Genomic DNA, 18610 nt, shown 5'->3' with positions numbered 1-18610 from the left:
CGGCTACTCGTCTTCCAGATAAGTATAGCCGTACAGTCCCGCCTCGAACTCCTCGAGGAACTGCTGCTGCAGCGCATCGTCCAGACCGGTATTTTTCACCTGATCGCGGAACTGGGTCAGCAGCGTGTTCGGATCCAGCTGCACATACTGCAGCATATCCGCTACGGTATCGCCCTCGTCGGACAGCTCAACCTCAACGCTGCCGTCAGGGAAGACGAACACGTCCACCGCCTCGGTATCGCCGAACAGGTTGTGCATGTTGCCGAGGATCTCCTGATAGGCGCCAACCATGAAGAAGCCCAGCATCGGCGGGTTCTCCGGGTCGTATTCCGGCATCGGCATGGTGGTGGCGATCCCGTCGCCGTCCACGTAGTGATCGATGGCGCCATCGGAATCGCAGGTGATGTCCAGCAGCACCGCGCGGCGCTCCGGCGACTTGTTCAGCCCTTCCAGCGGCATCACCGGGAACAGCTGATCGATCCCCCAGGCATCCGGCATCGACTGGAACAACGAGAAGTTGACGTAGATTTTATCCGCCATTCGCTCCTGCAGCTCATCGATGATGGGACGATGGGCGCGGTTGCTCGGGTCGAGCTGCTTCTGCACCTCATGGCACATGTTCAGATACAGCTGTTCCGCCCACGCGCGCTCCTGCAGGTTGAAGGTGCCTGAGGAGTAGCCGATGTGGATATCGTGCAGGTCCATCTGGCTGTCGTGCAGCCATTCGCGCAGCGAGCGGCGGTTGCCGGTCTCGTGCATCTCCAGCCAGGTTTCCCACATGCTCTGCAGCGGACGCGCAGCGTCTTCCGCCGGCGGGGTCGCCTCGGTGTATTCGTTACGCTCAACGCCGATGATGTTGGAAACCAGCACGGTATGGTGCGCGGTCACCGCGCGGCCGGACTCGGTGATCACCGTCGGGTGCGGCAGGCCATTCTCTTCGCAGGCATCGCCGATCGCCCAGATGATATTGTTGGCGTATTCGTTCAGACCGTAGTTCACCGAGCAATCGGACTGCGAGCGGGTGCCTTCATAGTCCACGCCCAGGCCGCCGCCGACGTCGAAGCACTGAATGTTGACACCCAGCTTATGTAGTTCGACGTAGAAACGCGCCGATTCACGCACGCCGGTGGCGATATCGCGAATGTTAGCCATCTGCGAACCGAGGTGGAAGTGCAGCAGTTGCAGGCTCTCAAGATGGCCTGCCTCGCGCAGAATTTCGACCAGTTGCAGCACCTGGGTCGCTGCGAGGCCGAACTTGGACTTCTCGCCGCCGGAGGACTGCCATTTACCGGAGCCCTGCGAGGCCAGACGCGCACGTACGCCAAGGCGCGGCACCACGTTCAGGCGCTCGGCCTCTTCCAGCACGATAGCGATCTCGGACATCTTCTCAATGACCAGATAGACCTTGTGGCCCATCTTCTCGCCCACCAGCGCCAGACGGATATATTCGCGGTCTTTATAACCATTACAGACGATGACGCTGCGGGTCATCCCGGCGTGCGCCAGCACGGCCATCAGTTCCGCTTTCGAACCGGCTTCCAGGCCCAGCGGCTCGCCGGAATGGATCAGCGATTCAATCACGCGACGGTGCTGGTTAACCTTGATCGGGTAGACGAGGAAGTAATCGCCGTTATAGCCATACGATTCACGCGCGCGTTTGAAGGCGGCGTTGATCGAGCGCAGGCGGTGCTGCAGGATCTGCGGGAAGCAGAACAGCGCCGGCAAGCGCTGCCCTTGCGCTTCACGCGCTTTGACTAATTCCGCGAGGTCAACGCGCGCTTCCGGGACGTCCGGATCCGGGCAAACGCTGATGTGGCCCAGTTCGTTGACGTCATAATAGTTATTGCCCCACCAGGCAATATTATAAGTACGCAGCATCTTGCTGGCTTCCTGGGAGCTCATCGCTACCTCCTGCATGGAACGTAGTACACCGTGTTCGCCTGCTGACGAAGGCGAAACCATAGACATGTCGTCAGACATAGCGAACCTCAATTTTTAATAATAAGTGTAAGACAGTTAACTACTATCGCAGTCCAAAGATGCGATAACAACCCATGAACAGTCCTAAAGCCCAGCACTATCTGCTGGTTTTGCGACTGCGCGACCGGTTTCTTATTCATATCATCGTAAAACACGTAGCCGAACAGAGTATGACAGTCCGGAGAAACCACGAGAAAACTCTTGCCAGGCAAGAGCGCCCTTGTTCAGTTTTCTGACGGCCGACCGGCCCTGGAATCCTGAGAAGCGCCGAGATGGGGTGAACATCGGCTGGTTTGCATGAGAGAGATGCAGGTTGCGGAGTGCTGACGCGCGACAGAACGACGCGACGAATCAAACGAAAAACATTGGTTCATTATCTGGTATCACCTCCACACCGCCCTGCGACAGGGTCGGCGACAAGCCAAAGCTATACATACCGGGCAACAGGCGCTACGCCGCTGCGAGATTCTGTAAATACAGACTGCTTAACCCGGCTGGAAGTGGCACCACAGGGCCATGCCCCGTGCGCTTTTTTAATGAGCCGCGCGCGGCGTTTTATACCGAGAAGCGGGGTAAAAAGCAAAATAAAAATGTGCCTGTTTGCGCGGTTGTCAGGAAATTTTGCCAGGCGGGTTTTCCCATAAATGCGACCGCCATCAAAAAAGGCTGGAAATGGGCTCAAGATTTGACCTAAAATGGCCGTCCAGAAGTTAATCCGTCTATACTGATTAACACTCAGACTGCTCGTGTCGCTACCTGCGCGGCTTTGCGCTGATTATCCACCAAAGCCACATTACACAACAGTATGAGCTATCCGAATCGTCCACAGGTGAAATAAAATATGGCAAAACACCTTTTTACGTCTGAGTCCGTATCAGAAGGGCATCCTGACAAAATTGCTGACCAAATCTCCGATGCCGTGCTGGATGCGATCCTCGAGCAGGATCCGAAAGCGCGTGTCGCATGTGAAACCTATGTCAAAACCGGCATGGTGCTGGTAGGCGGCGAAATCACCACCAGCGCATGGGTTGATATCGAAGAGATCACCCGCAACACCGTCCGCGAAATTGGCTACGTGCATTCCGATATGGGCTTTGACGCCAACTCGTGCGCCGTACTGAGCGCCATTGGTAAACAGTCTCCGGACATTAACCAGGGCGTTGACCGTGCCGATCCGCTGGAACAGGGCGCCGGCGACCAGGGGCTGATGTTTGGCTACGCCACTAACGAAACCGACGTGCTGATGCCGGCGCCGGTGACTTACGCTCACCGTCTGGTGCAGCGTCAGGCTGAAGTGCGTAAAAACGGCACCCTGCCGTGGCTGCGCCCGGATGCGAAAAGCCAGGTGACCTTCCAGTATGACGACGGCAAAATCGTCGGCATCGACGCGGTCGTTCTGTCGACTCAGCACGCGGAAGATATCGATCAGAAATCCCTGCAGGAAGCAGTGATGGAAGAGATCATCAAGCCGATTCTGCCGACCGAATGGCTCAACGCGTCCACCAAATTCTTCATCAACCCGACCGGCCGTTTCGTTATTGGCGGCCCGATGGGCGACTGCGGTCTGACCGGTCGTAAGATCATCGTTGATACCTACGGCGGCATGGCTCGCCACGGCGGCGGCGCGTTCTCCGGTAAAGATCCATCTAAAGTTGACCGTTCCGCAGCCTACGCGGCGCGCTATGTGGCGAAGAACATCGTTGCCGCAGGCCTGGCCGATCGTTGCGAAATTCAGGTTTCCTACGCTATCGGCGTTGCAGAACCGACGTCCATCATGGTGGAAACCTTTGGCACCGAGAAAGTGCCTTCTGAACAGCTGACCCTGCTGGTGCGCGAGTTCTTCGACCTGCGTCCATACGGTCTGATTCAGATGCTGGATCTGCTGCACCCGATCTACAAAGAAACCGCAGCCTACGGTCACTTTGGTCGCGAACATTTCCCATGGGAAAAAACCGACAAAGCGGCGCTGCTGCGGGAAGCGGCCGGTCTGAAATAATCTCCGCGCTTCCTCTCTTCAAGGCCAGTCTCGCGCTGGCCTTTTTATTTACGCCTCCCCCACTTTTCTGCGCCCCCATTTCAACGCGCGGCCGCCAAAAAATGAAAGCGATTACATAGTAAAGACTGTCACCTTCTGCCCAAAGACGCTATCTCCTGTACCCATTTTTCACAATGTTACATATTGTTTCGGTCAACTCTGATTACCGTTTTTCAAAATGTCGTCTATCCTTGTTTATATTGCTGATTTAAAAAGCATTTAATGGATTACGTTTCTTTACCTTTGTGGAAACGATTACACAGCCGTGATTATAGTCACGTTTTTTTACCGACGAGTGTCCTACCCTAACCATCGACAGAATCAATAACTCAACTGGAGGGCGTTATGCCTGACAACAAAAAACAAGGGCGTTCGAACAAGACTATGACGTTCTTCGTCTGTTTCCTCGCCGCGCTGGCTGGCCTGCTGTTCGGCCTTGATATCGGTGTTATTGCGGGTGCCTTACCCTTTATTGCCAATGAGTTCCAGATTTCCGCCCACACCCAGGAGTGGGTGGTCAGCTCCATGATGTTCGGAGCTGCCGTCGGCGCGGTCGGCAGCGGCTGGCTCTCTTTCAAACTGGGCCGGAAAAAGAGCCTGATGATCGGCGCCATCCTCTTCGTCGCCGGTTCGCTGTTCTCTGCCGCCGCGCCAAACGTCGAGATCCTGCTGGTGTCCCGTGTGCTGCTCGGCCTGGCGGTGGGCGTCGCCTCATATACGGCTCCGCTGTATCTGTCGGAAATCGCCCCAGAAAAAATTCGCGGCAGTATGATTTCCATGTACCAGCTGATGATCACCATCGGGATCCTTGGCGCCTATCTCTCTGACACCGCTTTCAGCTACAGCGGCGCATGGCGCTGGATGCTCGGGGTTATCATCATTCCGGCGGTATTGCTGCTGATCGGCGTTATCTTCCTGCCGGACAGCCCGCGCTGGTTCGCCGCCAAACGTCGCTTTGTCGATGCGGAACGCGTGCTGCTGCGCCTGCGCGATACCAGCGCCGAAGCGAAACGCGAGCTCGATGAAATCCGTGAAAGCCTGAAGGTAAAACAGTCCGGCTGGTCGCTGTTTAAAGACAACAGCAACTTCCGCCGCGCGGTGTTCCTCGGCATCCTGCTGCAGGTGATGCAACAGTTCACCGGGATGAACGTCATCATGTACTACGCGCCGAAGATTTTTGAGCTGGCGGGTTATGCCAACACCACTGAGCAAATGTGGGGGACAGTGATCGTCGGTCTGACTAACGTGCTGGCCACCTTTATCGCCATCGGTCTGGTCGACCGCTGGGGCCGTAAACCGACGCTGATCCTTGGCTTTATCGTGATGGCCGCGGGTATGGGCGTCCTGGGTACCATGATGCACATCGGCATTCACTCCTCTACCGCCCAGTACATCGCCGTCCTGATGCTGCTGATGTTCATCGTCGGTTTCGCCATGAGCGCCGGCCCACTGATTTGGGTACTGTGCTCCGAAATCCAGCCGCTGAAAGGCCGCGACTTCGGTATCACCTGCTCCACAGCGACCAACTGGATTGCCAACATGATTGTCGGCGCCACCTTCCTGACCATGCTCAACTCGCTGGGCAGCGCCAATACCTTCTGGGTGTACGGCGGTCTGAACGTGCTGTTTATCCTGCTGACGCTGTGGCTGATCCCGGAAACCAAAAACGTCTCGCTGGAACATATTGAACGTAACCTGATGCAGGGTCGTCCACTGCGCGAGATCGGTGCCCGCGATTAACCTTCCTGAGCTTCCTCCCATCCCGGGAGGAAGCTTCCTCTTGCTCTCCCCCCTCCGCCGCACTATCCTCTGGCGCTATGAAAACGCCCCGTATTCCCATCGCTATTCAGCAGGCCGTCATGCGCAGCCTGCGGGAGCATCTCGCCAATGCGAATCGCAAGCTGGAACGCCGCTATGCGGAACCGACGCTGGTCTACCAGCAGCGTGGTACTTCCGCCGGCACCGCCTGGCTGGAGAAAAACGAAATTCGTTTAAACCCGGTGCTGCTGCTGGAAAATCAGCGGGAGTTTATCGATGAAGTGGTGCCGCATGAGCTGGCGCACCTGCTGGTCTGGCAGCATTTCGGCCGCGTCGCGCCGCACGGGAAAGAGTGGAAATGGATGATGGAGAGCGTCCTTGGCGTTCCCGCGCGTCGCACCCACCGCTTTGAACTCGCTTCGGTCCGCCAGAACACCTTCCCCTATCGCTGTCGCTGTCAGCAGCACCAGCTCACCGTCCGTCGCCATAACCGGGTGGTTCGCGGCGAGGCCACCTACCGCTGCGTTCGCTGCGGCGATCTGCTGGTGGCTGAAAAATAACCATCGGAATTAATTAGAAACTTTCTGATCTGACTGATTGCATCCGGCACCCTCATTCGCTACGTTGCGGGCTCGTTTTGACACGGAGTTAACGATGTCCCGTATGCATGTTTTAGCCGTAGCGGTATTGAGCGCGGCAGTCAGTGGTCCGCTTGCGGCCGCTGGTATTAATAGTTTTTCCCAGGCCAAAGCCGCTGGCGTCAAAGTGAATGCCGACGTTCCGGGCGATTTTTATTGCGGCTGTAAAATCGACTGGCAGGGGAAAAAAGGCGTTATCGATTTGGAATCCTGCGGCTATAAAGTGCGTAAAAATGAGAACCGCGCCAGCCGGGTTGAATGGGAGCACGTAGTGCCGGCATGGCAGTTCGGCCATCAGCGTCAGTGCTGGCAGGAGGGTGGACGTAAAAACTGCGCCAAAGATCCGGAATACCGCAAGATGGAAAGCGACATGCACAACCTGCAGCCGGCGGTGGGAGAAGTGAATGGCGATCGCGGCAACTTCATGTACAGCCAGTGGAACGGCGGTGAAGGCCAGTACGGCCAGTGCACCATGAAGGTCGATTTTAAAGATAAAATCGCCGAGCCCCCTGCCCGCGCTCGCGGCGCTATCGCCCGCACCTACTTCTATATGCGCGACCGCTATCAGCTGAATCTTTCCCGCCAGCAAACTCAGCTGTTTACCGCCTGGAATAAACAGTACCCGGTCACCGCCTGGGAATGTGAACGTGATGAGCGCATCGCGAAAGTGCAGGGCAACCATAATCCGTATGTCCAGCAGGCTTGCCAGGCGCAAAAGAGCTAACCTACACTAGCGGCAATTGTTAATTTGCAGCCCTGTGCTTCCCGCCCGATGGCGGGAAGCTGGCATCTGCGCAACGAACGGAATATCAAGCATGCGCATTCCTCGCATCCATCATCCAGAACGCCTCATTGTCGGCAGCCAGATCGCGCTGAGCGATGACGCGGCCAACCACGTCGGCCGCGTCCTGCGCATGACCGCCGGTCAGCACCTACAGCTTTTTGACGGCAGTAACCAGGTGTTTGACGCGGTCATCACCGAGGCCGCTAAGAAAAACGTTACGGTTGAGGTGCTCAGTGGCGAACCCGACTATCGGGAATCGCCGCTGCATATCCATTTAGGCCAGGTGATGTCCCGCGGCGAAAAAATGGAATTCACCATCCAGAAATCGATCGAACTCGGGGTAAGCCTCATAACGCCACTGTTTTCCGAGCGCTGCGGCGTTAAACTGGATGCCGAACGTTTGCAGAAAAAGATCCAGCAGTGGCAGAAAATCGCTATTGCCGCCTGCGAACAGAGCGGTCGTAACGTGGTACCGGAAATACGTCCGGCGATGCAGCTGGAGGCGTGGTGCGCCGAGCAGGACAGCGGGCTGAAGCTCAACCTGCACCCGCGCGCCAGCGCCAGCATTAACACGCTGCCGCTGCCGGTTGAACGCGTCCGTCTGCTGATTGGCCCGGAAGGCGGGCTGTCGGCTGAAGAGATAGCGATGACCGCGCAATACCAGTTTACTGATATCCTGTTGGGACCGCGCGTTCTGCGTACAGAGACTACTGCGCTCACCGCCATCACCGCCCTACAGGTGCGTTTTGGCGACTTAGGTTGAGGCGTTAACGGAGAAGAACCATGATCAAGCTCGGCATCGTGATGGATCCCATCGCAACCATCAACATCAAGAAAGACACCAGCTTCGCTATGTTGCTGGAGGCGCAGCGTCGCGGCTATGAACTCCATTATATGGAGATGAACGACCTCTATTTGATCAACGGCGAAGCCCGCGCCCGGACGCGCACGCTGAGCGTCGAACAGAACTACGATAAATGGTATGACTTCACCGGCGAGCAGGATCTGCCGCTGGCGGACCTTGACGTCATCCTGATGCGTAAGGATCCGCCGTTTGATACCGAATTTATTTATGCCACCTACATCCTGGAGCGAGCGGAAGAGAAAGGCACGCTTATCGTCAACAAGCCGCAGAGTCTGCGCGACTGTAACGAGAAGCTGTTCACCGCCTGGTTCTCTGAACTGACTCCGGAAACGTTGGTCACCCGCAATAAAGCCCAGCTGAAAGCCTTCTGGGAAAAGCACGGCGATATCATCATGAAACCGCTCGACGGCATGGGCGGCGCCTCTATTTTCCGTGTTAAAGCCGGCGATCCAAACCTTGGGGTGATTGCCGAGACGCTGACCGAACTGGGCAGCCGCTACTGCATGGCGCAGAACTATCTGCCGGCCATTAAAGATGGCGACAAGCGCGTGTTGGTAGTGGATGGAGAGCCCGTGCCTTACTGCCTGGCGCGAATTCCGCAGGGTGGCGAGACCCGCGGCAATCTGGCCGCCGGCGGCCGCGGCGAAGCCCGCCCGTTGACCGAAAGCGACTGGGAAATCGCCCGCCGCGTCGGCCCGACGCTGAAGGCCAAAGGCCTTATCTTCGTCGGCCTGGATATCATCGGCGACCGTCTGACGGAAATTAACGTCACCAGCCCCACCTGCGTACGCGAAATCGAAGCCGCCTTCCCGGATATTTCGATCACCGGTATGCTGATGGACGCTATCGAAAGACGTATCGATAAATAAGCACGACGGCGGACCAACGTCCGCTTTTGGCGCAGCGAGCGCGGATTACCGCGCTCGTGAAACGTTGCCAGCCTGACGCCACTCGGGCGCCAGCCAGATAAAGTGCATCGACACCATTCTACTTTGCCCGCATACTGGGTGTTGCTTTTTTGAACCAGGAACGAACCTCTGACAATGAATTTACAGCATCACTTTCTGATTGCCATGCCCGCGCTTCAGGACCCCATTTTCCGCCGCTCCGTAGTCTATATCTGCGAGTACAACGACGAGGGTGCCATGGGCATTATTATCAATAAGCCGCTGGAAAATCTGCAGGTGGAAGGGATCCTTGAGAAGCTCAAAATTGTCCCGGAGCCGCGCAATCCAGAGATCCGTCTGGATAAACCGGTGATGCTGGGAGGCCCGCTGGCGGAAGACCGCGGCTTCATTTTGCATACCCCGCCCTCTGACTTTTCCTCGAGCATTCGCATCTCGGATAACACGGTGATTACCACCTCGCGGGATGTTCTTGAAACCTTAGGTACCGATCGGCAGCCGGGCAACGTGCTGGTTGCGTTGGGCTACTCTTCGTGGGAGAAAGGGCAGCTGGAGCAGGAGATTTTAGATAATGCCTGGCTCACCGCCCCGGCGGATCAGAATATTCTTTTCCGTACGCCGATCGCCGATCGCTGGCGCGAGGCGGCTAAACTGATTGGTATCGACATTGTGACGATGCCAGGCGTCGCGGGGCATGCGTGATGAGCGGAACCTTTCTCGGCTTTGACTTTGGCACCAAAAGCATCGGCGTGGCGGTGGGACAACGCATCACCGCGACCGCACGACCATTACCGGCGCTGAAGGCGCAGGACGGTAAACCGGACTGGAACGTCATCGAAAAACTGCTTAAAGAGTGGCAGCCTGAGGCGGTAATCGTCGGCCTGCCGCTCAATATGGACGGCACCGAGCAACCGCTGACGGCGCGCGCGCGTAATTTCGCCAATAAAATTCATGGCCGCTTTGGCGTCGCGATCCTTCTCCACGATGAACGACTGAGTACGGTTGAGGCCCGCGCGGGCCTGTTTGAACACGGCGGCTACCGGGCGCTGAATAAAGGCAGCGTCGATTCAGCCTCTGCCGTAGTCATACTGGAAAGCTACTTCGAGCAGAGCTTTTAAACTCTGCCCTCCTGCGCCGCCGGCGGACCGCTGACGGCGCACGTTTACCCGCTTAGTGGCGCAGATGTTCGTTAGCCCAGCTCACCGCCTGGGTGCGATTTTTCACGCTCAGTTTACGAAACACATTGTACAGGTGCGTCCGCACCGTGTTCTCGCTGATAAACAGCGCGCGGGCGATATCCAGGTTCGTTGCGCCGCAGCGCAGTTCGTTGAGGATCTCGCATTCCCGCTCGGTCAGCGGCGAGTTCTCTACTGGAGTCGATGCATGGTCCGCAGCGTACATCGCCGGGTGCATCACGCTCAATTCAGCCGTCTGCTCGCCGTTCAGCACGGCCTTAACGCCCTCAATTAAGCGCGATTCATCATCGTCATGACGGAACACGCCATATAAAGCCGGCCACTGCGCCATTTCGTATAGCTCATACTTTTGTGCGCTATTAATAATCAACAAACGAGGATTATCTGCCTGCAGGCGAATAATATCCCGCCACACCCCGTTTAATTTCTTATTTGACACTGCAATATCAAATAATATTACAGAATCTTTTGCCAAACGCTGCGCCAGCGGTTTATTAATATTTTGTAAAACCACCGGTGCCATCAGGGTTTCGCTCAGATAGCTGGCAAAGGCTTTGCTTTGAATAGACGGGTGGGTAATAAAGGTTACCTGACGAGAAGATGATGAATTTCCATTTAAATTAATCACTTAAAACTCTCCTTAGCTGTTACCCACCGCCATGGTGGTTAAATGAATAAAAAAATATACAAACAGTCGTGAATTTATAAATCACCAAGGTAATTTACAAACTGAAACGTTATTCCATGAGAATCATCCTATTCCCACAAACAGCATAAATCGAATGACTCAAAGCTGTCAAAAGATAATCAAACTTTTTTCCTGGAAATGCGTATTCACTGTCGACATATCTAATCTGAATGTGTTATTTGAATTTATAATCAAAAGTTATTTGTATTACCAAATAATATTAATAAACAACAAATAAACATTCATCTAACATATCATTTAACCTGTCATATCAATCTCTTTCTCATCTTATAGCGCGCCTGCAGCGACACGTTGCTGAAAACTCTGGGTAAAGGTCAACATTCCGGCCTGCATCCCGGTCTGCATCACACCAGGCAATTGATGTACTTTTCCTTCACGGATCAAATTCGCCACCGCTGGCGTGTTGACCAGAAGCTCGTATAGCGCAACTCTCCCGCCCTGACGTGCAGGTAACAATTTTTGCGCCAGCACCGCGCACAGGCTTCCGGCAAGCTGGCTACGAACCTGATCTTTCTCCTCCGCCGGAAAGACATCGATCAATCTCTCCACCGCCGGCGCCGCGCCGCGGGTATGTAATGTCGCCATTACCAGGTGCCCGGTCTCCGCCGCGGTTAACGCCAGGCGAATGGTTTCGCTGTCGCGTAGCTCCCCGAGCAGGATCACATCCGGATCCTGGCGCAGCGCCACGCGGAGCGCCGCGGCGAACGAAGGACAGTGACGGCCAACTTCCCGCTGCTGGATCAGACAGCGCTCGCTGTGATGAATAAATTCCACCGGATCTTCAAGCGTCAGAATATGGCCATCAAGATGCTGATTGAGGTGCCCCACCATTGCCGCCAGGGTGGTCGACTTGCCGCTGCCCGTCGCTCCGGTGACCAACAGCAAACCACTCTCTTCCGCCAGCAGTTCGCTCAGCGCAGGCGGGGCGCCGAGCATATCCAGACGCGGGCACTGTTCAGGAAGGAGACGCAGCACCAGCGATATCCCACGCGTATGGGCGAAGGCGCTGGCGCGCAGCCGCGCACCGCAGGCCAGGTTCAGCGCAAAGTCAATCTGGCCGTGTTCCTGCCAGTGCAGTAACTGTGCGGCATCGAGCCAGTCGTTGAGTAAATTCGCAATATCCGGCGCGGGAAAGGGCGCGGGCTCCAGCCTGCCCTGCCGCCGCCAGCGCGGTGCGGCGGAATTGCACAGGTGTAGATCGGAGACATTATGCTTTACACTAAGGGCTACGATTTCTTCCAGCTTCATAACTCATCCTCGGAATATGAACGATATTGCGCATAACCTGGCACAGGTCCGGGACAAAATCTCCGGTGCTGCCGCCCGATGCGGGCGTGCGCCAGAAGAAGTGACATTGCTTGCAGTGAGTAAAACGAAACCTGCGAGCGCGATCGAAGAAGCCATTGCGGCAGGCCAGCGGGCATTTGGTGAAAACTACGTCCAGGAGGGCGTGGAGAAGATTAACCATTTCCAGCAGGCTGGCGTCAGCGGGCTGCAGTGGCACTTTATTGGCCCCCTGCAGTCCAACAAAAGCCGGTTGGTGGCAGAGCATTTTGACTGGTGCCACACCGTCGATCGGCTGAAAATCGCCACCCGCCTGAACGAGCAGCGCCCGGCGCATTTGCCGCCGCTGAAGGTGCTGATTCAAATTAACATCAGCGATGAGCAGAGCAAATCCGGCATCCCGCTGGAAGCGCTCGACGGCTTAGCGGCGGAGATCGCTGAGTTACCTCATCTGGAACTGCGCGGCCTGATGGCCATTCCCGCGCCTGAGTCAGAATATGTAAGGCAGTTTGCCGTCGCCCGGCAAATGGCGGTAGCATTTGCGCGATTAAAAACGCGGTACCCCACGGTCGATACGTTGTCTCTGGGAATGTCGGACGATATGGAAGCCGCAATCGCGGCGGGAAGCACGATGGTGCGCATCGGTACAGCCATTTTTGGTGCGCGCGACTACAGCAAATAATAAGGAATCTGAGGAACGCCATGAAGACGTTGACTTTCCTGCTTTCAACGGTCATTGAGCTTTACACGATGGTCGTGTTGTTACGCGTCTGGATGCAGTGGGCGCGCTGCGACTTTTACAACCCGTTTTCGCAGTTTGTGGTGAAAGCCACGCAGCCGATTGTCGGACCGCTGCGCCGGATTATCCCGGCAATGGGGCCGATTGACAGCGCCTCGCTGCTGGTGGCATTTATTCTCTGCGTCATCAAAGCGATCGTGCTGTTTATGGTGATCACCTTCCAGCCGATCATCTGGATCTCCGCTCTGCTTATTCTGCTGAAAACCATCGGCTCGTTGATCTTCTGGGTACTGCTGTTGATGGCGATCATGAGCTGGGTCAGCCAGGGCCGTAGCCCGGTGGAGTATGTGCTGATGCAGCTGGCGGACCCGCTGCTGCGCCCTATCCGCAACCTGCTGCCGTCGATGGGCGGTATCGATTTCTCGCCGATGGTGCTGGTATTGCTGTTGTACGTAATCAATATGGGCATCGCCGAAGTGCTGCAGGCCACCGGTAATGTACTGCTGCCGGGGCTGTGGATGGCGCTATGAGTGCCGTTGAAACCTGCGCTGACGGGCTGGTGCTGAGGCTGTACATTCAGCCTAAGGCCAGCCGCGATAGCATCGTGGGCGTACATGGCGACGAGCTTAAAGTCGCCATTACCGCCCCGCCCGTTGATGGCCAGGCCAATGCTCACCTGGTGAAATTTCTCGCCAAAACAGTTCCGCGTCGCCAAAAGCCAGGTACTGATTGAAAAAGGCGAGCTGGGCCGCCATAAGCAAGTTAAAATCATCGCCCCACAACAGATCCCGACTGCGGTCGCGGCGCTAACTGAATAAACAGGATTCATCATGCAAAAAGTCGTCCTCGCTACCGGCAACGCCGGCAAAGTGCGCGAACTGGCCTCGCTGCTGGAAGATTTTGGTCTCGATATCGTCGCTCAGACCGAGCTGGGCGTGGACTCTGCGGAAGAGACCGGCCTGACCTTCATTGAAAACGCGATTCTGAAAGCGCGCCACGCGGCGCAGATCACCGGCCTGCCGGCCATCGCCGACGATTCCGGTCTGGCCGTCGATGCTCTTGGCGGCGCGCCGGGTATTTACTCCGCACGCTATTCCGGCGTCGATGCCAGCGACCAGCAGAATCTTGAGAAGCTGCTCGACGCGTTAAAAGACGTGCCGGACGACCAGCGTCAGGCCCAGTTCCACTGCGTGCTGGTCTATCTGCGCCATGCCGAGGATCCCACGCCGCTGGTGTGCCACGGCAGCTGGCCTGGGGTAATCACCCGACAAGCCGCCGGTCATGGCGGCTTCGGTTACGACCCGATCTTCTTCGTCCCGTCAGAAGGGAAAACCGCGGCCGAACTGAGCCGTGAAGAAAAGAGCGCCATTTCCCATCGCGGGCAGGCGCTGAAACTGTTACTGGAAGCATTACGTAATGGCTAATTTGCCGCCGCTGAGTCTCTATATCCATATTCCCTGGTGCGTGCAGAAATGCCCGTACTGCGATTTTAATTCGCATGCGCTGAAAGGCGAGGTGCCGCATGATGACTACGTCCAGCATCTGCTGAACGATCTGCAGGCTGATGCGCACTATGCCCAGGGACGGGAAATAGGCACTATTTTTATCGGCGGCGGTACGCCGAGCCTGCTGTCCGGCCCGGCCATGCAAACCCTGCTCGATGGCGTCCGCGCCTGCCTGCCGCTGGCCGCCGGGGCGGAAATCACCATGGAAGCCAACCCGGGTACCGTGGAGGCCGATCGCTTCGTTGATTATCAGCGCGCCGGGGTGAACCGCATCTCCATCGGCGTACAAAGCTTTAGCGAACCGAAGCTGCAGCGCCTGGGGCGGATCCACGGCCCGGAGGAGGCCAAGCGCGCAGCACGTCTCGCCAGCGGCCTCGGCTTGCGCAGCTTCAACCTCGACCTGATGCACGGTCTGCCGGACCAGTCGCTGGAGGAGGCGCTGGACGATCTGCGTCAGGCGATTGCCCTCAACCCGCCGCACCTGTCGTGGTACCAGCTGACCATTGAGCCGAACACTTTGTTCGGCTCCCGGCCGCCGGTGCTGCCGGATGACGACGCGCTATGGGATATTTTCGAGCAGGGGCATCAGCTGCTGAGCGCCGCCGGCTATCAGCAGTACGAGACGTCCGCCTATGCTAAGCCAGGCTTCCAGTGTCAGCATAATCTCAACTACTGGCGCTTTGGCGACTACCTCGGCATCGGCTGCGGCGCGCACGGCAAGATCACCTTCCCTGACGGACGCATTCTGCGGACCGCCAAAACACGCCACCCGCGCGGGTATATGGAAGGCCGTTACCTTGAGCGTCAGCATGATGTGGAAGAAGCGGATAAACCGTTTGAGTTCTTTATGAACCGTTTTCGCCTGCTGGAGGCCGCGCCGCGCGCTGAATTTAGCCGCTATACCGGACTTGAGGAAGCGGCGATCCGCCCGCAGCTGGACGCGGCGATAGCCCAGGGCTACCTGCAGGAAGACGAGCAGAACTGGCAGATTACCGAGCACGGTAAGCTGTTCCTGAATTCCCTGCTCGAACTCTTCCTTAACGAATAAATATCACCCTTGTCCTTCCCTTTATCGTTTTAACGGGAAGGACAATAGTTCGAATTTATCGACATATCAACCTCACCATTCCCGATTCATTCTTTTAAAATATTCCATCCTCTAATTAATTCTCTTTTATTTATAGAAACAAAATATAATTAAACCCATAAAATCCATTATTTCAGTACCTCATTGAGAAAAAGTGTGAGTCAGGCAGCTTAAAGATGTACGACAACAAGGATAATATGTCATACAGAAACAAAACATGACGCTTAAGATATTGACCAATTACCACAAGTGCATGGAGCCAACTCATGAAAAAATACGCTTTTTCTCGTTCTCTAATAGCAATATCTTTGCTTGCTCTATTCTCTTCAGGAGCCAGCGCAGCTGAAAAAATCACGTTAAAACTGGCACATAACCTTGAACGCAGTCACGTGGTGCATCAGGCGTTTGAAGAGATGGCCAAAGAGGTAAACCAACTTTCTGACGGTAATATGAAGATTCGTATTTACCCCAGTAGCCAGATGGGCAGCGCACGCGAAACGATGGAGTTATTACAAAATGGCGCGCTGGATTTGACCAAAGGTTCCGCCAGCGATCTGGAGTCATTTGATAATATCTACGCGATATATAATTTACCGTTCCTGTTTAACGATCAAAATCATTTCAATAAGGTGGTATTCGGGAAAGTGGGCAAGGAAATAATGGATTCGACGAAAGAGAAAGGATTCTTTGCCCTTTCCGCTTATGTCGCCGGAACCCGAAGTTTTTATGCCAAAAAGCCCATCACCAAACCGGAGGATTTAAAAGGACTGAAGATCCGCGTGCAGGCCAGCCCGACAACCTTAAAAATGATTGAATTAATGGGGGGCTCCCCGACGCCAATCTCCTTTGGTGAAGTTTACACCGCCATGCAGCAAGGGGTGGTGGACGGTGCGGAAAATAACGTTCCCTCCTGGGTGCAGACTCGCCATATCGAAATCGCGAAAGTGTTCTCTGAAGATGAGCATGCCTCCATTCCTGACTTCCTCGTGATCTCCAGCAAAACCTGGGACAAACTGACGCCGGGGCAGCAGCAAATTCTGGTCAAAGCGGCCAAAGCCTCAGAGGTATATCAGCAACAGCTGTGGCAGAAGATCGACGCCGATACCCGCGCGCAGGCCAAAGTCCTGGGGGGCGAAATTATCAAAGTGGATAAAGCACCGTTCCGTGCCGCCGTGCAGCCGCTATTTGATGACTTTAAGAAAGATCCAAAACAGGCCGCCCTGCTGGCCAAATTTGACGCTGCCGCTGAATAACCTTTAACGGGCCAGCCGCTGGCCCGCTTTCACCAGGAAATCAATGATGATACTTAACCGCATAAAGCTGGCGGTGGACCGCACCATCGCCGCATTCTCTGTCGTCGTAATGATTGCGCTGGTTGTCTGCGTCGTCTGGCAGGTGTTCAGCCGCTACGTGCTCAACCAGCCTAGCACCCTGACCGATGAACTGGCGCGTTTCTTAATGATCTGGGTCGGGCTACTGGGTGCGGCCTATACCGTCGGCGCCCAGCGTCATCTGGCGATCGATTTACTTACGCTGATGCTCTCTTCCCGCAAGCAGGCACTGCTCAGCGTCATTATCAATCTGCTTATCTTTCTGTTTGCTGGCTCAGTGATTGTTACCGGCGGCGTAAAACTGATTGAAAAAACGCTGTCGACCGCCCAGGTCTCAGCCGCAATGCAGATCCCGATGGGCTATGTGTATCTGATCCTGCCGCTCACCGGCATCATGATGATGTTTTACGCGTTGTGTTTTATCAGCAACGGACTAAAAAACATGAAACATTCAGAAGCAGGAGCAAATTAATGGATAGCTATATTGCACTGACGCTGTTTGGCTCGTTCTTTATTCTGGTCTTTATTGGCGTACCTATCTCTTTTTCCATCGGTCTTGCTACCGTCGGCTCAATGCTGCTGATGTTTCCCTGGGATATCGCGGTGATTACCGTTGCTCAGCGCCTGGCGAACGGACTCGATAACTTCGCGCTGCTGGCTATCCCCTTCTTTATCTTTGCCGGTACCCTGATGAACAGCGGGGGAATTGCTATACGCCTCATCAATCTGGCGCAGGTGATGGTTGGGCGGGTACCCGGATCGTTGGGACACGTCAACGTGCTGGCCAATATGATGTTCGGCTCGATCTCCGGTTCGGCAGTCGCTGCCGCCGCTGCGGTAGGGGGGACGCTCAATCCCATTCAGACGCAGAAAGGCTACGATCCGGCATTCTCCACGGCGGTAAACGTTTCATCCTGCATCACGGGCCTGCTCATTCCGCCATCAAACGTGCTGATCGTCTTTTCTCTGACGGCCGGCGGCGTCTCGGTCGCCTCGCTGTTTATGGCCGGTTATTTGCCGGGCATTCTGATGGGTCTGTCCATCATGCTGGTCTGCGCTGGTATCGCTAAACACCGCGGATATCCGGTTTCCGACCGCCCGACCTGCGCCCAGGCGGCAAAGGCTTTTTTCGACGCCCTGCCCAGCCTGCTGCTGGTCATTATTGTCATGGGCGGGATCCTCGGCGGTATTTTCACCGCCACTGAAGCTTCCGCCATCGCCGTGGTCTACACCTTTATCCTCTCAGTGCTGATTTATCGGGAAGTCAAATGGCGCGACCTGCCAAAGCTGATCCTTGAATCGGTGGTGATGACGTCTATCGTCCTTCTGCTGATCGGTTTTTCCGTCGGCATGTCGTGGGCAATGACCAATGCCGATATTCCCTACATGATAAGCGATGCGCTCATGGGGTTTTCTGAAAATCCGCTGGTGATCCTGCTGCTGATTAACATCGTGCTGTTAATCGTCGGTATCTTTATGGATATGACCCCAGCAGTACTGATTTTTACGCCAATATTTCTCCCCATCGCTGAGGATTTAGGCATGAACCCGGTCCATTTTGGCATCATGATGGTCGCCAATCTGTGCATCGGCCTGCTGACCCCGCCGGTAGGCAGCGCGCTGTTTGTCGGCTGCTCCATTTCAGGGGTTAAAATTCAGCAGCTCATCAAACCGCTGCTGCCGTTCTACGCCGCCCTGCTGATCGCGCTGATGATGATTGTTTATATCCCGCAGATCTCACTGTTTATTCCACAGCTGCTGGGGCTGATGTGATCGACTGAGCCTAACCGCTAC

The 18610-nt window shown here is 55.7% G+C and carries 20 protein-coding genes and 1 pseudogene; 16 read left to right on the top strand and 5 right to left on the bottom strand.

Annotated elements, in window-relative coordinates:
- Positions 1 to 3 precede the first annotated feature (3 nt).
- From speA to yqgG, 3 genes are all read right to left on the bottom strand, one after another.
- On the bottom strand, positions 4 to 1980 hold the full coding sequence (speA, locus tag DR88_RS09480; RefSeq protein ID WP_004149805.1) for a biosynthetic arginine decarboxylase: 1977 nt from the start codon (positions 1978 to 1980) through the stop codon (positions 4 to 6).
- Between the two features lie 8 nt (positions 1981 to 1988).
- Positions 1989 to 2120 (bottom strand): acid stress response protein YqgB, encoded by a 132-nt coding sequence (gene yqgB / locus DR88_RS29885; protein WP_002916578.1) that lies wholly within the window; start codon positions 2118 to 2120, stop codon positions 1989 to 1991.
- Between the two features lie 84 nt (positions 2121 to 2204).
- On the bottom strand, positions 2205 to 2354 hold the full coding sequence (gene yqgG, locus DR88_RS31880) for a small protein YqgG (RefSeq protein WP_418133705.1): 150 nt from the start codon (positions 2352 to 2354) through the stop codon (positions 2205 to 2207).
- A gap of 467 nt (positions 2355 to 2821) precedes the next feature.
- On the opposite strand from yqgG, the gene metK reads away from it, so the two are divergent.
- From metK to ruvX, 8 genes are all read left to right on the top strand, one after another.
- Positions 2822 to 3976: a methionine adenosyltransferase gene (gene metK / locus DR88_RS09485; protein WP_004149807.1), complete on the top strand. Its 1155-nt coding sequence runs from the start codon at positions 2822 to 2824 to the stop codon at positions 3974 to 3976.
- 384 nt (positions 3977 to 4360) lie between these two features.
- The gene (locus DR88_RS09490; protein WP_002916587.1) at positions 4361 to 5755 is read left to right on the top strand and encodes a sugar porter family MFS transporter; all 1395 of its coding nucleotides are present in this window, start codon (positions 4361 to 4363) and stop codon (positions 5753 to 5755) included.
- A gap of 77 nt (positions 5756 to 5832) precedes the next feature.
- Positions 5833 to 6333 carry a SprT family zinc-dependent metalloprotease gene (locus DR88_RS09495; RefSeq protein WP_002916588.1) on the top strand — a complete coding sequence of 167 codons (501 nt, stop codon included), beginning with the start codon at positions 5833 to 5835 and terminating at the stop codon, positions 6331 to 6333.
- A gap of 94 nt (positions 6334 to 6427) precedes the next feature.
- Positions 6428 to 7135, top strand: coding sequence for a deoxyribonuclease I (gene endA / locus DR88_RS09500; RefSeq protein ID WP_002916589.1), 708 nt, complete (start codon positions 6428 to 6430; stop codon positions 7133 to 7135).
- Between the two features lie 91 nt (positions 7136 to 7226).
- Positions 7227 to 7958 carry a 16S rRNA (uracil(1498)-N(3))-methyltransferase gene (gene rsmE / locus DR88_RS09505; RefSeq protein WP_025861937.1) on the top strand — a complete coding sequence of 244 codons (732 nt, stop codon included), beginning with the start codon at positions 7227 to 7229 and terminating at the stop codon, positions 7956 to 7958.
- A gap of 20 nt (positions 7959 to 7978) precedes the next feature.
- Entirely contained in the window at positions 7979 to 8929 is a 951-nt protein-coding gene (gshB, locus tag DR88_RS09510) for a glutathione synthase (protein WP_002916600.1), read from the top strand.
- Between the two features lie 174 nt (positions 8930 to 9103).
- Positions 9104 to 9667, top strand: coding sequence for a YqgE/AlgH family protein (locus DR88_RS09515; protein WP_002916603.1), 564 nt, complete (start codon positions 9104 to 9106; stop codon positions 9665 to 9667).
- Positions 9667 to 10083 (top strand): Holliday junction resolvase RuvX, encoded by a 417-nt coding sequence (ruvX, locus tag DR88_RS09520; RefSeq protein WP_002916605.1) that lies wholly within the window; start codon positions 9667 to 9669, stop codon positions 10081 to 10083. Before DR88_RS09515 ends, ruvX begins: the two co-directional genes overlap by 1 nt.
- A gap of 52 nt (positions 10084 to 10135) precedes the next feature.
- Here ruvX and DR88_RS09525 read toward each other — a convergent pair whose 3' ends face one another.
- On the bottom strand, positions 10136 to 10789 hold the full coding sequence (locus DR88_RS09525; protein WP_002916607.1) for a LuxR family transcriptional regulator: 654 nt from the start codon (positions 10787 to 10789) through the stop codon (positions 10136 to 10138).
- A 348-nt stretch (positions 10790 to 11137) separates the two neighbouring features.
- Positions 11138 to 12118 (bottom strand): type IV pilus twitching motility protein PilT, encoded by a 981-nt coding sequence (locus tag DR88_RS09530; RefSeq protein ID WP_004149811.1) that lies wholly within the window; start codon positions 12116 to 12118, stop codon positions 11138 to 11140.
- A 16-nt stretch (positions 12119 to 12134) separates the two neighbouring features.
- Between DR88_RS09530 and DR88_RS09535 the strand changes: the two genes are divergently transcribed.
- The 8 genes and pseudogenes from DR88_RS09535 to DR88_RS09565 all read left to right on the top strand — a co-directional run bounded on the left by DR88_RS09535 (position 12135) and on the right by DR88_RS09565 (position 18589).
- The gene (locus tag DR88_RS09535; protein ID WP_004144780.1) at positions 12135 to 12836 is read left to right on the top strand and encodes a YggS family pyridoxal phosphate-dependent enzyme; all 702 of its coding nucleotides are present in this window, start codon (positions 12135 to 12137) and stop codon (positions 12834 to 12836) included.
- 20 nt (positions 12837 to 12856) lie between these two features.
- Positions 12857 to 13423 carry a YggT family protein gene (locus tag DR88_RS09540; RefSeq protein ID WP_002916613.1) on the top strand — a complete coding sequence of 189 codons (567 nt, stop codon included), beginning with the start codon at positions 12857 to 12859 and terminating at the stop codon, positions 13421 to 13423.
- Positions 13420 to 13711: pseudogene (yggU, locus tag DR88_RS0126300) on the top strand (DUF167 family protein YggU). The gene DR88_RS09540 and the pseudogene yggU overlap by 4 nt, the downstream one beginning before the upstream one ends.
- A 12-nt stretch (positions 13712 to 13723) precedes the next feature.
- Positions 13724 to 14317: an XTP/dITP diphosphatase gene (locus DR88_RS09545; protein WP_002916615.1), complete on the top strand. Its 594-nt coding sequence runs from the start codon at positions 13724 to 13726 to the stop codon at positions 14315 to 14317.
- Positions 14310 to 15446, top strand: a complete 1137-nt coding sequence (gene hemW / locus DR88_RS09550; RefSeq protein WP_004149812.1) for a radical SAM family heme chaperone HemW — start codon at positions 14310 to 14312, stop codon at positions 15444 to 15446. Before DR88_RS09545 ends, hemW begins: the two co-directional genes overlap by 8 nt.
- Positions 15447 to 15751: 305 nt before the next feature.
- Entirely contained in the window at positions 15752 to 16738 is a 987-nt protein-coding gene (locus DR88_RS09555) for a TRAP transporter substrate-binding protein (RefSeq protein ID WP_004149814.1), read from the top strand.
- Between the two features lie 46 nt (positions 16739 to 16784).
- A complete protein-coding gene (locus tag DR88_RS09560) occupies positions 16785 to 17288 on the top strand; it encodes a TRAP transporter small permease (protein WP_025861936.1) in 504 nt (167 codons plus the stop codon).
- Entirely contained in the window at positions 17288 to 18589 is a 1302-nt protein-coding gene (locus tag DR88_RS09565) for a TRAP transporter large permease (RefSeq protein WP_004149816.1), read from the top strand. The genes DR88_RS09560 and DR88_RS09565 overlap by 1 nt, the downstream gene beginning before the upstream one ends.
- Positions 18590 to 18610 lie beyond the last annotated feature (21 nt).

It is taken from the genome of Klebsiella pneumoniae, assembly GCF_000742135.1.
GTDB classification, from domain to species: domain Bacteria; phylum Pseudomonadota; class Gammaproteobacteria; order Enterobacterales; family Enterobacteriaceae; genus Klebsiella; species Klebsiella pneumoniae.
Note: the sequence above shows the minus strand (reverse complement) of the source record. Positions and strands in the feature narration are given on the sequence as shown.